Origin of the sequence: Pseudoxanthomonas japonensis, assembly GCF_043632995.1 — a bacterium.
GTDB lineage: Bacteria > Pseudomonadota > Gammaproteobacteria > Xanthomonadales > Xanthomonadaceae > Pseudoxanthomonas_A > Pseudoxanthomonas_A japonensis.
This window is the reverse complement of record NZ_CP171632.1, coordinates 2,001,854-2,015,302: the sequence shown is the minus strand read 5'-3', so window position 1 is coordinate 2,015,302 and position 13,449 is coordinate 2,001,854. Positions and strand designations below refer to the sequence as shown.

Below are 13,449 nucleotides of genomic sequence, written 5' to 3'. Positions count from 1 at the left end.
TCCCCTTGTCGTGTGCGATGGACGGCGCGGGACGCGCGTCAGGGCCCGCCGGGCACGCGGATCAGCGCATCGGTGAGCGCGCCGCCCGCATTGAGGTTCTGGTATGCCCCCAGCGTGTCGACGCCGACATCGATGCGGGTGACGGTGCGGATGTCCTGCCCGTCGAGGGTGTTCTGGATGACCAGCCCACCGGCGACCTGGGCGGGATCGAAGCGGTTGCCATCGCCGATCTGCACGACGAGTCCCCGATTGAAGTCGGCCAGCGCCTGCGCCTGTTCCGGTGTGATGCGCGCCACATCCGGGACCTGCACCGCGATGCGCGCGGTCAGTTCGCCATTGAGGAAGACGACGCGTTCGATGCCGAAAGACAGCATCATGCCGGTCGGCATCTGGAAGCCGCCGCGCATCTGCGCCAGTCGCGCCGGATCCACCGGCTGCCAGTCGCTGCCGAGGTCGCCGCCGTGCCCACGCGCGCCGAGCGGTGCCAGCAGGATGGCGAACAGGAGTGCCATGCGTCGTGGCGCGCGTCGTTTTCCGTCCATGTCAGATGTCTCCCGGACCGCGCCTGGGCACGGTGATGTTGCGCAGGCCATCGCGCTGGATTCCCATGTCGAGCGGCGCCGGAGGTGCGGTCTTCCAGTCGCTGGCCTGGTTGAAGCGCGCGTGTTCGCGCCGGTTGTGGACGACGAACATCACCCGGTTGTCCCACAGTGTCTCGAAGCGCGAACGCGGCATCGCGCGCGTGCCGCGGGCCGGATCGCCCAGCAGCACGCGGCCGTCGCGCAGGCCTTTCACCACCACGAAGTGCCGGTAGCCGCGGTCGTTGAGCAGCACGATGGCGGGCACGTTCTCTTCCTGCAGCTTGTCGAGGGGCAGTTCGAAACCGTCGGCTTCGTAGCCCTTCGAGCGCAGGTAGCGCCGCATGTCCAGCAGCGAGAACCCTTCCTTGCGGATGCGTGCCTGGTCGCCGTTGTTGTACATCTGCACGAACACGTCGACCTCGCTGACCGGATGGCCGTACTGGTGCGTCAGCAACGTCGCGGTGGCCGCCGAGCCGCAGCTGAAGTCGTACTGCTGCGGCAGCGTGGTCTTGAAGCGGGCTTCCTTGAGGCTGGTCAGCCGCACGCTGTAGGCGCCGCCGGGCACGCGCAGGTCGCTGGTCGCGGCCGACGCGCCGCCCAACCCGGCGAACGCGCAGGCCAGCGCGGCGTAGGCGGGCCAACGCCAGCGTCGCGTGCCGGGTTTCATTGCGGGCCGCCGGCGAAATCGACGGTCACGATCATCGCGTTCTGGATCAGCACGTTGCTGCCGGTGTTCTGGATCACCGTGTTGATGCCGCTGGCGTTGTTGAATGCGCCGTCGGCGATGCTGTTCGACCCGCTGGTGAGGTGGTGGGCGGTGTTGTCGTCGACGGAACCGTCGACATCGATCAGGTTCTCGGTCTGGCTGGCGTCGCCCCCGCGCATCGCCGACAGCCGCCCCATCGCGACGGGATGCCCGAGCTCGCTGATGGCGGCAACGGGCACATCCGGCGCCGGCATGGCAATGGCCACGGGTGGCGCTTCGATCGGTGCGGTGGCGTCCTGCGCCGCTGCGCCGAACACGACGGCGAACATTCCCCAGGTGGCGAAGCGCAGCCTGGCCTGCTGGTGCGTAAGCATGGTCGGTCTCCCTCGACATGCGTCCGCCGCGCAGCCGTGCGGTGTCCCGCGTCCTGCAGGACACCGTCGCCCACGCGGAACGTCCCGGCCGTGGAGTCGGGACGCCTGCGGAGCGCTTATGGGCCTACGGTCAGGTTCGCCTGGACGGTGATGCCCTGCTGGATCAGCGAGGCCATGCCGCTGTTCTGCGCGGCCACCATGATGCCGGCGGCGGACTGGCCGACGCTCGACATGGTGTTGGACATGTCGAACGCACCGGCATCGACCGCCACGGAACCGCCTGCGCCACCGGCACCGCCGGTCGCGCCGTTGCCGACGCCGCCATTGCCGTCGCCGCCCATGCCGTCGCCGCCGTTGCCCACGCCGCCTGCGCCGCCGGTCGCACCGACCGCGCCACTGGCGCCGTTGCCGGCCGTGGCATCACCATTGCTCGCGCTGGACGAGGCACTGCCATTGCTGGCATCGCCGTTGCTGGCATCGCCGCCGTTACCGCCATTGCCAGCCGTCGCGGTCACAGTGCCACCCGCGCCGCCCCAGCCGTTGCCGGCACCGCCGGTCGCGGTCGCGTCGCCGCCCGTGCCGGAGCCCGCACCGCCGGTCCCGGAACCGTCACCACCGGTGCCCGTGCCGTCGCCGGAGGTGCCTGCACCTGCCGTGGCGGTGCTCGCCCCGCCGGTCGCGGTGGCATCACCGGACGTACCGGCTCCACCCGTTGCCGTGCCGTCGCCGCTGGTGCCATTGCCGGCGCCGCGTTCGCGCACGTTGCCGCTGCCTGCGCCGGCATCGCCACCCGATGCGCCTGCCATCGCGCCACTGTCGCCGCTGACGCTGCCGGCGTCGCCGCCGGACGCCCCGCTGGCGCCGTCGCCGTCACCGCCCCAGCCACCGGCATCGCCACCGCGGCCACGACCGTTGCCGGCGGTCGCGTTGCCGTCCGCGCCCCAGCCGCTGCCGTTGCCGCCGTTCGCGCCGCCGGTATCGTTGGCGTTGCCGCCGCGCCCGCCGTTGCCCGCGGTCGCATCGCCGATGCTGGCGCTGCCGTTGGACGAATCGCCCGCGGTCGCATCGCCGATGCTGGCGCTGCCGCCGCTGCCGCCGTCGCCGCCGGCTCCACCGTTGCCACCGTCGCCGCCACTGCCGCTGCCGCCACCGGCTTCGCCGCCATAGCCGTCGCCGCCGTGGCCGGCACCGCCGCGACCACCGCTTCCACCATTGGCATTGCCCCAGTTCTGGGCGACGTTGCCGATGTCGTGCACGGTCACGCCGGACACCGAACCGATCAGCTTGGTCTCGGCCACCGCCTTGCTCTGGTTGAACGAGTTGGAGAAGGTCGAGGTCGCCGTGCTGCCGTTGTTCGCGGCCGTGGAGCCGTAGCCTTCCGCAGTCGCGCGTCCGCGGTTGTCGCGGTTGTCGCCATCGTAGGAACGGTTGTCGCTGTTGTCCGAACTGTCGGAATTGTCCGAGTTGTCGCTGTTGTTGGAGTTGTCGGTGTTGGTGCTGTTGTTGCTCATATCCGCAGCGAGATTGACCAGGATGTCATCGCCGGTCCCGTTCTCGGTGTTGGTCTGCTGGGCGAAGGCCTGTCCCGTCATGCCGAGCGCCAGCAGTACCGCCGACGCGATCAGAGTCTTGCGTGTGCACATGTTGAGTCTCCTTGTGGCCGCTCCGGAGCCCAGGGGAAGCTCCTAAAAAGCGACGCGGGTCACACTTGCACACGATTCGTTAGCGCGTTCCGGCACGCAGGTTAAAAATTCATTAGCTCCATGACCGTCCGTCCGCAGGTAATCGGGACTGTCACTAGGCGACTGTCGTGAAGGGAGAAAGGCCCGGGCATCGTCCCGGGACAGGCTCACCAGGCCGGAGGACGGATCGCCCCTGCGGTGCGCGCGCCCAGCCAGACCAGCAGAAGGCCCAGTACCAGCGTCACGGCAAGATAGCCGAGGGCGGCAGCCTGCCGCTCCGACCGCGCCAACATCAGGCACTCGAGCATCAGCGCCGAATAGGTGGTCAGCGCACCCAGCACGCCGACGATGAGGAAGGCGCGCCAGTAAAGCGCCGAGGGTCCGCGTCCTTCGAGCCAGAGGGCGAGGAAGCCGACGGCGAACGAACCGATCATGTTCACCGCGAACGTGCCCCACGGAAATCCGCTGCCCAGCTGCCGCAGCAGCAGGCCGCCCAGCCAGAACCGTGCCGCAGCCCCTAACGCGCCGCCCGCCATCACCAGCATCAGCTGTTGCCACCACGTCCAGGCTTGCACCGGCATGCGTCGTGTCCTCCTGAAGAGCTCAGTCGTCGCGACCGGCGTTGTGGCGCGCCTGCCTGCGCGCCTCGCGCAGCCGGTCGAGTTTTTCCTTCAGCTTGATCTCCAGCCCACGCTCGACCGGCGCGTAGTACACACGCTCGCCCATCGCATCCGGGAATGCGGTCTGGTCCAGCGCGATACCGCCCTCCGCGTCGTGGTCGTACTGGTAGCCGGTGCCGTAGCCCAGCGACTTCATCAACTTGGTCGGTGCGTTGCGCAGATGCATCGGCACATCCTGCGTGCCGTACTCGCGTACGTCCGCCTTGGCGGCATTGAAGGCCATGTAACCCGCGTTGGACTTGGCGGTGCTCGCCAGGTAGATCACCAACTGCGCCAGCGCCAGGTCGCCCTCCGGGCTGCCGAGGCGGTCGTAGGTGTCCCAGGCATCGATTGCCATCTGCAGGGCGCGCGGATCGGCCAGGCCGATGTCCTCCACCGCCATCCGCGTCATCCGCCGTGCGAGATAGGCCGGGTCGCAGCCGCCATCCAGCATGCGCGCGAGCCAGTACACGGCGCCGTCGGGATTGGAGCTGCGCACCGACTTGTGCAGGGCCGAGATCTGGTCGTAGAACTGTTCGCCGCCCTTGTCGAAGCGGCGCGTGCGGTCCGCTAGCACCTGCGCCAGTGTCTGCGGCGTGATGCGGCCACCTTCGTCGGCTGCCAGTTCCGCCGCGATTTCCAGCAGCGTCAGCCCGCGACGCACATCGCCGTCGGCGGCGGTGGCGATTTCCAGCAGGGCTTCGTCATCGACCGTCACTGCCAGATCAGCGAGTCCACGCTCGGCATCCGATAGCGCCAGCCGCAATGCATGCCGGATATCGTCCGGCGACACCGCTTCCATCACATGCACGCGACAGCGCGACAGCAACGCGGAGTTGAGCTCGAACGAAGGGTTTTCGGTCGTCGCGCCGACGAAGATGATCGTCCCGCGTTCGATATGCGGCAGAAAGGCATCCTGCTGCGCCTTGTTGAAACGGTGCACCTCGTCGACGAACAGCACCGTGCGGCGACCACCGGCGAACCGCTGCGCGGCCTCCGCCAGCACCTGGCGCACCTCGGGCAGGCCGGACAGCACGGCCGAGATCGCCTTGAATTCGGCATCGGCATAGCGCGCCAGCAGCAGCGAGAGCGTGGTCTTGCCGCACCCCGGCGGGCCCCACAGGATCATCGAATGTACGTGGCCGGATTCCACCGCGCGCCGCAGCGCGCTGCCCGGCGCCAGCAGGCGCCGTTGCCCGACCATCTCGTCCAGGGTGCGCGGCCGCATGCGCTCGGCCAACGGTCGCAGCGCGTCGGTGTCCGTGCTCAGCAGGTCGACCTGCGGTTCAAGAGGGGTACGTGTCCTGGCCACGCGTCATTGTAACGTCGTGGCCCTTCGGGTCCGGCCCCCGCTTACCGGTCAGGGGCCGCCGACCACATCCACGCCCTTCGCGGGCGCGTACTTGAAGGTGCCGCCGGCGAACGCCGGGTTGCGCTTCCAGCCGCTGAAGCTGATCTCGGTACGCTGACCGACGGCGTCCTTCACTTCCATCTTCACCAGCGTGCCGTTGGCGAATGCCAGGCGCGCGGCCTGGAAGCTGGCATCGCCTTCCTGCCTGGGCGTCAGCGTGAGCCACTGCACCCCCCCCTGCCCCGCGGCCTCTGCCACCTTGAACTGCTGGTCGAGCTTGCCGGGATCGATCAGCGCGGCCAGTGGGCTGTTCTCTTCCTCGATGCCCTGCTCGCGCACCGTGGCCTGCTGCAGGTCCGGGTCGTAGACCCACACCTGCTTGCCGTCGGCGACGATCAACTGTTCGTAGGGCTTGTTGTACTCCCAGCGGAACAGGCGCGGTGCCGACAGCGCGACGCGGCCGTTCGAGGTCTCCTTGAGCTTGCCGCCGCCGTCGTACACCTTCTGGGTGAACTGCCCATCCAGCCCCTTTAATCCCGTGGTGAACGTCTTCAGTTCATCGCGGGCACCGGCGAAGGCGCTGGTGGCGAGCAAGGCGGTGGCGAGGACGGCATAGCGTGCGGTGCGGAGCATGGTGCGTTCCGGTTGAATGGCGTTGGGCGGAGTGTGGCCGGGCGAAACTGAACGGGGGGTGGCGCCCGGCCGTTGTGGGAGCGACGTCAGTTGCGATGAAGCGCTACAGGACGTTGATCGCGACTGACATCGCTCCCACGACCGTTCAACGCGCTGGATCAGCGCGGCGGAGGCGGCGCCAGGACCTGGCGGTCGCCGTTGTGTTCCGGCGGACTGACCACGCCCGCGGCTTCCATGGCTTCGATCAGGCGTGCGGCGCGGTTGTAGCCGATCTTCAGGCGCCGCTGCACACCGGAAATCGAGGCCCGACGGCTCTCGGTGACGATCTTCACCGCCTCGTCGTACAGCGGATCGGACTCGTCGCCGCCACCGCCCCCGGATTCCGGCAGGCCGGTCGGACCGACGACGATGCCGTCGCCCATCGTCTGGATCTCTTCCAGCACGCCCTCGATGTAGTCGGCGCTGCCGCTGGCCTTCAGGTGTTCGACCACGCGGTGTACTTCTTCGTCGCTGACGAAGGCGCCGTGGATGCGCTCCGGCATCGCGGTGCCCGGCGGCAGGTACAGCATGTCGCCGTGGCCGAGCAGCGTTTCCGCGCCGGACTGGTCGAGGATGGTGCGCGAGTCGATCTTGGAGCTGACCTGGAAGGCGATGCGGGTCGGGATGTTCGCCTTGATCAGGCCGGTGATGACGTCCACGGAGGGACGCTGGGTGGCCAGGATCAGGTGGATGCCGGCGGCGCGCGCCTTCTGCGCCAGTCGGGCGATGAGTTCTTCGACCTTCTTGCCGACGATCATCATCATGTCGGCGAATTCGTCGATGAAGATGACGATGAAGGGCATCGGCTCGAGCGGACGCGGCGCTTCGGCCAGGTCGGGGTTCGGCTTGAACAGCGGGTCCATCAACGGCTGGCCCGCGTCCATCGCGTCCTTGACCTTCTTGTTGAAGCCGGCCAGATTGCGCACGCCCACCGCGCTCATCAGCTTGTAGCGGCGCTCCATCTCCGCCACGCACCAGCGCAGGCCGTTGGCGGCCTCCTTCATGTCGGTGACCACCGGCGCCAGCAGGTGCGGGATGCCCTGGTAGACGCTGAGTTCCAGCATCTTCGGGTCGATCATCAGCATGCGCAGGTCTTTCGGCGAGGCCTTGTACAGCAGGCTCAGCACCATCGCGTTGACCGCCACCGACTTGCCCGAGCCGGTGGTGCCGGCGACCAGCAGGTGCGGCATGCGCGCCAGGTCGGCCACGGTCGGACGACCGGCGATGTCCTTGCCCAATGCCAGCGTCAGCACGCTGCCGGACTTGTCGTACTCCTTCGAGCGCAACAGCTCGGAGAGGAAGATCATCTCGCGGCTGGTGTTCGGGATTTCCAGGCCGATCACCGACTTGCCCGGGATCACGTCGACCACGCGCACCGACTTCACCGACAGGCCGCGGGCGATGTCCTTGTCCAGCGAACTGATCTGGCTGACCTTCACGCCGGGTGCGGGCTCCATCTCGAAGCGGGTGATGACCGGGCCCGGATAGGCACCGACCACCTGCGCGTCGATGCGGAAGTCCTTGAGCTTGAACTCGATCTGCCGCGACAGCGTTTCCAGTGTTTCTTCCGAATAGCCCTTGGTCTGCGGCTTCGGATCGTCCAGCAGCGACAAGGGCGGCAAACCGGATTCGTCGCCGCCTGTGCCGTGGAACAGCGGGATCTGCTGCTCACGCTTGGCGCGTTCGCTCTTCTCGATCACGGCCGGTGCGGGCGGCTCGATCTTCACCGGTTCGCGCTTGGCGCGGGCCACGGCGTCCGTCTTGCGGACGATCTCGCGTTCCTCGCGCATCGCGCGCGTCTGCTGCCACTCGTTGGCCTGCTGGCTGCCACGGCGGAACAGGTCCGGCAGCATCAGCACGTACTTGCCGATGCGCTCCATCACCGCGAACCACGACAGACCGGTCGCCAGCGTCACCGAGGTCAGGAACAGCACGAGCAGGAACAGGTTGCCGCCCAGCCCGCCGAACAGCTTCAGCAGCGACTTGCCGACCAGCGTGCCGAGGATGCCGCCCGCGCCGGCGGAGAAATGCTCGGCCGGCACGCCACGGAGATGCAGCAGGCCAGTGGCCGAGATCAGGAAGCCCACCATGCCGATGAGGCGCAGCGCAGGCCCGAGGTCGGCTTCGCCATCGCCGTCGGTATCCATGCCGAACAGCGCGATCCACGCGACCGCACCCAGGATCACCGGCAGCAGGAACGCCACGTAGCCGAACAGCCACAGCAGCAGGTCGGCCAGATACGCACCTGCCAGCCCGCCCATGTTGTGGACCGGTGCGGTCAGGCTGCCCGACTGCGACCAGCTGGGATCGCTCGGGGAAAAGGTGAAGAGACTCGCCAGCAGATACAGCAGCAGCGGCGCGATCGCGATCAGCGCAAGATCGCGCCACAGGCGCTGCCGGCGCGGATTCGGCGGCGACGCCTGCTTGCGCGAAGCCGCATTGCCACCCTTGGATTTGCCGTTGTCCGGGAGCTGCTTCGCCACCTTTGGACCAGACCTTAGGAAATTTCTGTTAGTGATTGATAGTAAACGAATCGTGTGCGCCGCAACAGCAGGACCTTTGGGCCAGGGCCAACGATTGGCGGACGCCGGATAGCAAAAACGCCGCGCGGTCGCGCAGCGTCTTCGTTTGATCGGTCCCGGGTCCGGCCTGCATCACCGCTTTCCATCTGCGCGCCTTGATTCGCCGGATACGCAACGCCACTCTATGTGCCTGCGGACGATGCGCCAGCGCGTCGTTGCCTGCCCGATCACCACCTTTTCGCGAGTATACATGAGCACTTCGAAGCACTGCCGCCTGTTGATCCTCGGCTCCGGCCCCGCCGGCTGGACCGCGGCCGTCTATGCCGCCCGCGCCAATCTAAAGCCTGTCGTGGTCACCGGCCTGCAGCAGGGTGGTCAGCTGATGACCACCACCGAAGTCGACAACTGGCCCGGCGACGCGCACGGCCTGATGGGCCCGGATCTCATGGCGCGCATGCAGGCGCACGCCGAGCGCTTCGAAACCGAGGTGATCTTCGACCATGTCCACACGGCCGACCTGTCCAAGCGTCCGTTCAAGCTGATCGGCGACAGCGGCGAGTACACCGCCGATGCGCTGATCATCGCCACCGGTGCGACGGCCAAATATCTGGGCCTGGAGTCGGAAGAGAAGTTCAAGGGTCGCGGCGTGTCGGCCTGCGCGACCTGCGACGGCTTCTTCTACCGCGACCAGGACGTGGCGGTGATCGGCGGCGGCAACACGGCCGTGGAAGAAGCCCTGTACCTGTCCAACATCGCCCGCAAGGTCTACCTGGTGCATCGCCGCGACACGCTGCGCGCCGAGAAGATCATGCAGGACAAGCTGTTCGCCAAGATCCAGGCCGGCAAGATCGAGCCGGTGTGGCACCACACCGTCGACGAGGTGCTGGGCAATGAGGCCGGCGTCACCGGCATCCGGGTGAAGTCCGTGCAGGATGGCAGCACACGCGACATCGACGTGCACGGCTTCTTCGTCGCCATCGGCCATACCCCGAACACCGGGCTGTTCGAGGGCCAGCTGGACATGAGCAACGGCTATCTGAAGATCCGTTCCGGTATCGAGGGCAATGCCACTGCCACCACGATTCCCGGCGTGTTCGCAGCCGGCGACGTGACCGACCAGCACTACCGCCAGGCGATCACGTCGGCGGGCTTCGGTTGCATGGCAGCGCTGGATGCGGAGCGTTTCCTGGACAAGGACGCCTGACCCGGAGGCAGGCATCCGCCTGGGATGGACAAGCTGCTGATCAAGCACTGCCTGTTCTACGGGAGTTGGCTGGTCTGGCCGTTCATCGCATGGCTGGTCTGGCGGCTGCGGAAGCGCCGTGGCCGCACGCTGGTCGTCCTTCTGCTGGCCGGCTGCCTGTTGTTCGCGTGGGCACGGTTCGTCGAACCGCAGCGCATCCGGGTGCAGGAGACCGTGCTGGCCGGCACCGGTGCGCAGGCGCGGTTGGTGCTGGTCAGTGACATCCATCTGGGTGTGTACAAGGACTCGGCCTATCTGCAGCGGCTGCTTGAGAGGATCAATTCGCTGCAGGCCGACGCCGTGGTGATCGCGGGCGACTTCACCTACGAACCCCAGGGGCATTCGCTTGCCCGGCTGTTCGCCCCGTTGTCGGCGCTGCGCATGCCCGCCTACGCAGTGTTGGGGAACCATGACCAGCAGGCGCCCGGTCCCGATGTCGATGCCGAACTGCGGGCTGCATTGGCGAAGCACGGTGTCCGCGTGATCGAAGGTGAGGTCGTCGCGGTGCGTGGATTCCGCCTCGCCGGCCTCGGCGACCGCTGGGCCGGTCGGGACGATCCGGGCGTCCTGACGTCCAACCCTTCGTCGCTCCCCACCCTCGTGCTGACCCACAACCCGGACAGTGCGATCGACCTCGCCCCGGACATCGCGACGCTGGTGCTGGCGGGCCATACGCATGGCGGCCAGATCCGCATTCCGTGGCTGTACCGCTACGCGATTCCCAGCCGGCATGGCTTCGACCGCGGCGAACAGTTCCTGGCGACGCCGCGCGGACCCGTGCGTGTCTACACCACGGTCGGTACGGGCGAAGTCGGCCTGCCCATGCGGTTGTTCAATCCCCCCACCGTCGACGTGCTGGACCTGCGTCCGTAGCATCGGTGCCGATGGCCGTCCGCTTCCTTCCCTCGCTCGCCGACGTGCCCGCATCCGCTTGGGACGCACTGCACGACGGACGCAATCCCTTCGTTTCGCACGCGTTCCTGCATGGGCTCGAGGCCCATGGCTGCCTGCGTGAAGACTGGGGGTGGACACCGCACCACGCCACGTTGTGGGAACGGGACCGTCTGCTGGCCGCAGCCCCTGGCTACCTGAAGGACAACTCGCACGGCGAGTTCGTGTTCGACCATGCATGGGCGCACGCGTACGCGCAGCACGGCCTCGACTACTACCCGAAATGGCTGGGCGCCGTGCCCTACTCCCCCGTCACCGGCCCGCGTCTGCTCGCACGCGATGACGCGGCGCGCGATGCCCTGCTTGTCGCGATACAGGAAGAGACCGGGCGGCTCTGCCTGTCGTCCGCGCACGTCAATTTCCCCATGCCCGCCGAGGATGCCGTGTTTCCCGGTGCCTGGCTGCCACGCATCGACGTGCAGTACCACTGGCGCAACCCGGGGCACTGGCACGACTTCGCCGGCTTTCTGGCCGACTTCGACCACAAGCACCGCAAGAACATCCGCCAGGAGCGCGCGAAGGTGCAGCGCGCCGGCGTGACCTTCCGTATCGTGCACGGCGACGAGGCCAGCAAGGCCGACCTGCAGGCCATGTTCGGCTTCTACCTGCAGACCTTCCACGAGTACGGCAACCCGCCGGCACTGACGCTCGATTTCGTCCGGCACCTCGCACGCGCCATGCCGCGCAACCTGGTGATGTTCCTGGCGGACCACGATGGGCGAACCGTCGCTGGCGCTCTGTGCCTTCGCGGCTCCGACACGTTGTACGGTCGTTACTGGGGAGCCACGGCGAGCATTCCCGGCCTGCACTTCGAGACCTGCTACTACCAGGGCATCGACTACTGCCTGCGCGAGGGGCTGGCCGTGTTCGAGCCCGGCGCGCAGGGCGAGCACAAGATCGCGCGTGGCTTCCTGCCGACGTTCGTGCACTCGCGGCACTGGATCGCCCATCCCGACTTCGCCGCCGCCCTCGCCCGCTGGTGCGCGGAAGACGCGCTGGCGGTGCGACGTTATGCCCTTACCCTGCAGACGCACACGCCCTTCAGGCGTCGCGACTGAAGCCGGCGATACGGGCCGGGATCGCCCGCTTACAATCCGCGCATGCGCCAGCGGCCGTTCGTCCTGCCTTCCGACCCCCATGCGCCGTTCCCGCCCGCGGGCAGCGCCATGCGCGATCCCGACGGCCTGCTGGCGATCGGCGGCGATCTGTCCCTTCCTCGACTGCTCAACGCCTACCGGCACGGCATCTTTCCCTGGTTCTCGTCTGGTCAGCCTCCGCTGTGGTGGTCGCCCGATCCCCGCATGGTGTTCCGCACCGACGGTGTGCGCCTGTCCTCGCGTTTCCGTCGCCACCTCCGGCAGAACACCTGGGTGGTGCGGGCGGACACCTGCTTCGACCAGGTGATCACCGCCTGCGCGCATGCGCCGCGACCCCGGCAGCACGGCACGTGGATCACGTCCGGCATGCGGCAGGCCTACCTCGACCTGCATCGGAACGGGCACGCCCACTCCATTGAAGTGTTCGACGGTGATGCCCTGGTGGGCGGCATCTACGGCGTTGCGATCGGCCGGATGTTCTTCGGCGAAAGCATGTTCAGCGGTCGCTCCGGGGGCTCGAAGATCGCCCTGGCGGCGCTGGCGTCGCGCCTGCGCGACTGGGGATGGCCATTGATCGATGCCCAAGTGGAAAACGACCACCTTCACTCGCTGGGGGGATGCCTGATGCCGCGAGCGGCCTTCCTCGAACGGGTCGCGGAGCTGGTGGATCAGCCCGCGCCGGCAGACGGCTGGGCCGAACGATTCGGCCTGCTGCCTGCCTCCGCGTTGTCGCAACCCTCGGTCCCATAACGGAATTTTTGCACCGGGGGCGCAGCTGGCGTACAATGCCCGGCTTCATGGCACCCGCCATCCCTCGCGGCACACACAGGTCTACATGTCGAAAGACGATTCCATTGAATTCGAAGGCACCGTTGCCGAGACGCTGCCCAACACCATGTTCCGGGTCAAACTGGAGAACGGGCATGAAATCATCGCCCACATCTCCGGCCGCATGCGCAAGAACTACATCCGCATCCTGACCGGCGACAAGGTGAAGGTCGAAATGACCCCGTACGACCTCACCAAGGGTCGAATCACCTATCGCATGAAGTAATCGAGATAAGTGATTGATCGAAAAGCGGCCATTGGCCGCTTTTCGCGTTCTTGGCATGGCGCTTCCCGTGACCATCGACACCGGGTCGGTCGTCACGTGGACTTCAAGCAGATTCCGGGAGGCGTCCGCGACGACAGCATGGCACCGCGTTCAATCCGGACGCAGACAAGAAGAGAGACGCCATGAACTCCCGTCGATCCACCCCCGCACTTCTCGCGTTTGCACTGGCCCTTCTCCCGAGCGCCGCGTTCGCGGGCGAAGCCCTTGCCGATTGCGTGGAATTGGGTAATGACCGGGAGATCGTGCGCCCCGGCGGCCAGCAATTCCTGCTGCGTGATGGCACCAATCACTATCGCGTATCGCTGCTACGCAGCTGCGACTCGCTTTCAATCGCATCCCACATCGACATAAGCACCGACGATCAAGCCAACCGTCTGTGTCCGGCTGATACGCGTATCAGAACGGATCGCGACACCTGTCGCGTCGCGTCGGTGGAGACCATGACGGCGGAGGAATTCGCCAAGCGCAAGAAACGCGCGGCGCGCTGACAGCGGACA

At 67.3% G+C, this 13,449-nt stretch carries 14 protein-coding genes; 6 read left to right on the top strand and 8 right to left on the bottom strand.

What is annotated here, in order from left to right; all coding sequences use genetic code 11:
* Positions 1–38: 38 nt before the first annotated feature.
* The 8 genes from ACGHX3_RS09180 to ACGHX3_RS09145 all read right to left on the bottom strand — a co-directional run bounded on the left by ACGHX3_RS09180 (position 39) and on the right by ACGHX3_RS09145 (position 8,508).
* Positions 39–512, bottom strand: coding sequence for a hypothetical protein (locus tag ACGHX3_RS09180; RefSeq protein WP_394697184.1), 474 nt, complete (start codon positions 510–512; stop codon positions 39–41).
* A gap of 31 nt (positions 513–543) precedes the next feature.
* Positions 544–1,248, bottom strand: coding sequence for a C39 family peptidase (locus ACGHX3_RS09175; protein ID WP_394697183.1), 705 nt, complete (start codon positions 1,246–1,248; stop codon positions 544–546).
* Positions 1,245–1,661, bottom strand: a complete 417-nt coding sequence (locus ACGHX3_RS09170; RefSeq protein ID WP_394697182.1) for a hypothetical protein — start codon at positions 1,659–1,661, stop codon at positions 1,245–1,247. Before ACGHX3_RS09170 ends, ACGHX3_RS09175 begins: the two co-directional genes overlap by 4 nt.
* A gap of 116 nt (positions 1,662–1,777) precedes the next feature.
* Complete coding sequence (locus ACGHX3_RS09165; RefSeq protein WP_394697181.1) at positions 1,778–3,304, bottom strand: hypothetical protein; 1,527 nt, start codon at positions 3,302–3,304, stop codon at positions 1,778–1,780.
* Between the two features lie 206 nt (positions 3,305–3,510).
* Positions 3,511–3,918 (bottom strand): fluoride efflux transporter CrcB, encoded by a 408-nt coding sequence (crcB, locus tag ACGHX3_RS09160; RefSeq protein WP_394697264.1) that lies wholly within the window; start codon positions 3,916–3,918, stop codon positions 3,511–3,513.
* 28 nt (positions 3,919–3,946) lie between these two features.
* On the bottom strand, positions 3,947–5,314 hold the full coding sequence (locus ACGHX3_RS09155; protein WP_394697180.1) for a replication-associated recombination protein A: 1,368 nt from the start codon (positions 5,312–5,314) through the stop codon (positions 3,947–3,949).
* A 48-nt stretch (positions 5,315–5,362) separates the two neighbouring features.
* On the bottom strand, positions 5,363–5,986 hold the full coding sequence (gene lolA / locus ACGHX3_RS09150; protein WP_394697179.1) for an outer membrane lipoprotein chaperone LolA: 624 nt from the start codon (positions 5,984–5,986) through the stop codon (positions 5,363–5,365).
* Positions 5,987–6,144: 158 nt separating this feature from the next.
* Positions 6,145–8,508: a DNA translocase FtsK gene (locus tag ACGHX3_RS09145; RefSeq protein WP_394697178.1), complete on the bottom strand. Its 2,364-nt coding sequence runs from the start codon at positions 8,506–8,508 to the stop codon at positions 6,145–6,147.
* A gap of 289 nt (positions 8,509–8,797) precedes the next feature.
* Here ACGHX3_RS09145 and trxB point away from each other — a divergent pair, with 289 nt between their 5' ends.
* The 6 genes from trxB to ACGHX3_RS09115 all read left to right on the top strand — a co-directional run bounded on the left by trxB (position 8,798) and on the right by ACGHX3_RS09115 (position 13,440).
* On the top strand, positions 8,798–9,751 hold the full coding sequence (trxB, locus tag ACGHX3_RS09140) for a thioredoxin-disulfide reductase (protein WP_394697177.1): 954 nt from the start codon (positions 8,798–8,800) through the stop codon (positions 9,749–9,751).
* A gap of 24 nt (positions 9,752–9,775) precedes the next feature.
* Positions 9,776–10,663 (top strand): metallophosphoesterase, encoded by an 888-nt coding sequence (locus tag ACGHX3_RS09135; RefSeq protein ID WP_394697176.1) that lies wholly within the window; start codon positions 9,776–9,778, stop codon positions 10,661–10,663.
* An 11-nt stretch (positions 10,664–10,674) separates the two neighbouring features.
* Positions 10,675–11,799 carry a GNAT family N-acetyltransferase gene (locus ACGHX3_RS09130; protein WP_394697175.1) on the top strand — a complete coding sequence of 375 codons (1,125 nt, stop codon included), beginning with the start codon at positions 10,675–10,677 and terminating at the stop codon, positions 11,797–11,799.
* A gap of 42 nt (positions 11,800–11,841) precedes the next feature.
* A complete protein-coding gene (aat, locus tag ACGHX3_RS09125; RefSeq protein WP_394697174.1) occupies positions 11,842–12,588 on the top strand; it encodes a leucyl/phenylalanyl-tRNA--protein transferase in 747 nt (248 codons plus the stop codon).
* 85 nt (positions 12,589–12,673) lie between these two features.
* Positions 12,674–12,892, top strand: coding sequence for a translation initiation factor IF-1 (gene infA / locus ACGHX3_RS09120; protein ID WP_055943174.1), 219 nt, complete (start codon positions 12,674–12,676; stop codon positions 12,890–12,892).
* Positions 12,893–13,074: 182 nt separating this feature from the next.
* Complete coding sequence (locus tag ACGHX3_RS09115; RefSeq protein WP_394697173.1) at positions 13,075–13,440, top strand: hypothetical protein; 366 nt, start codon at positions 13,075–13,077, stop codon at positions 13,438–13,440.
* Positions 13,441–13,449 lie beyond the last annotated feature (9 nt).

What these genes read in the sequence shown, in the direction of transcription:
- ACGHX3_RS09180 (WP_394697184.1), bottom strand. Translation starts at nt 512, where the DNA reads ATGGCACTCCTGTTCGCCATCCTGCTGGCACCGCTCGGCGCGCGTGGG.
- ACGHX3_RS09175 (WP_394697183.1), bottom strand. Translation starts at nt 1,248, where the DNA reads ATGAAACCCGGCACGCGACGCTGGCGTTGGCCCGCCTACGCCGCGCTG.
- ACGHX3_RS09170 (WP_394697182.1), bottom strand. Translation starts at nt 1,661, where the DNA reads ATGCTTACGCACCAGCAGGCCAGGCTGCGCTTCGCCACCTGGGGAATG.
- ACGHX3_RS09165 (WP_394697181.1), bottom strand. Translation starts at nt 3,304, where the DNA reads ATGTGCACACGCAAGACTCTGATCGCGTCGGCGGTACTGCTGGCGCTC.
- lolA (WP_394697179.1), bottom strand. Translation starts at nt 5,986, where the DNA reads ATGCTCCGCACCGCACGCTATGCCGTCCTCGCCACCGCCTTGCTCGCC.
- trxB (WP_394697177.1), top strand. Translation starts at nt 8,798, where the DNA reads ATGAGCACTTCGAAGCACTGCCGCCTGTTGATCCTCGGCTCCGGCCCC.
- ACGHX3_RS09135 (WP_394697176.1), top strand. Translation starts at nt 9,776, where the DNA reads ATGGACAAGCTGCTGATCAAGCACTGCCTGTTCTACGGGAGTTGGCTG.
- ACGHX3_RS09130 (WP_394697175.1), top strand. Translation starts at nt 10,675, where the DNA reads ATGGCCGTCCGCTTCCTTCCCTCGCTCGCCGACGTGCCCGCATCCGCT.
- aat (WP_394697174.1), top strand. Translation starts at nt 11,842, where the DNA reads ATGCGCCAGCGGCCGTTCGTCCTGCCTTCCGACCCCCATGCGCCGTTC.
- infA (WP_055943174.1), top strand. Translation starts at nt 12,674, where the DNA reads ATGTCGAAAGACGATTCCATTGAATTCGAAGGCACCGTTGCCGAGACG.
- ACGHX3_RS09115 (WP_394697173.1), top strand. Translation starts at nt 13,075, where the DNA reads ATGAACTCCCGTCGATCCACCCCCGCACTTCTCGCGTTTGCACTGGCC.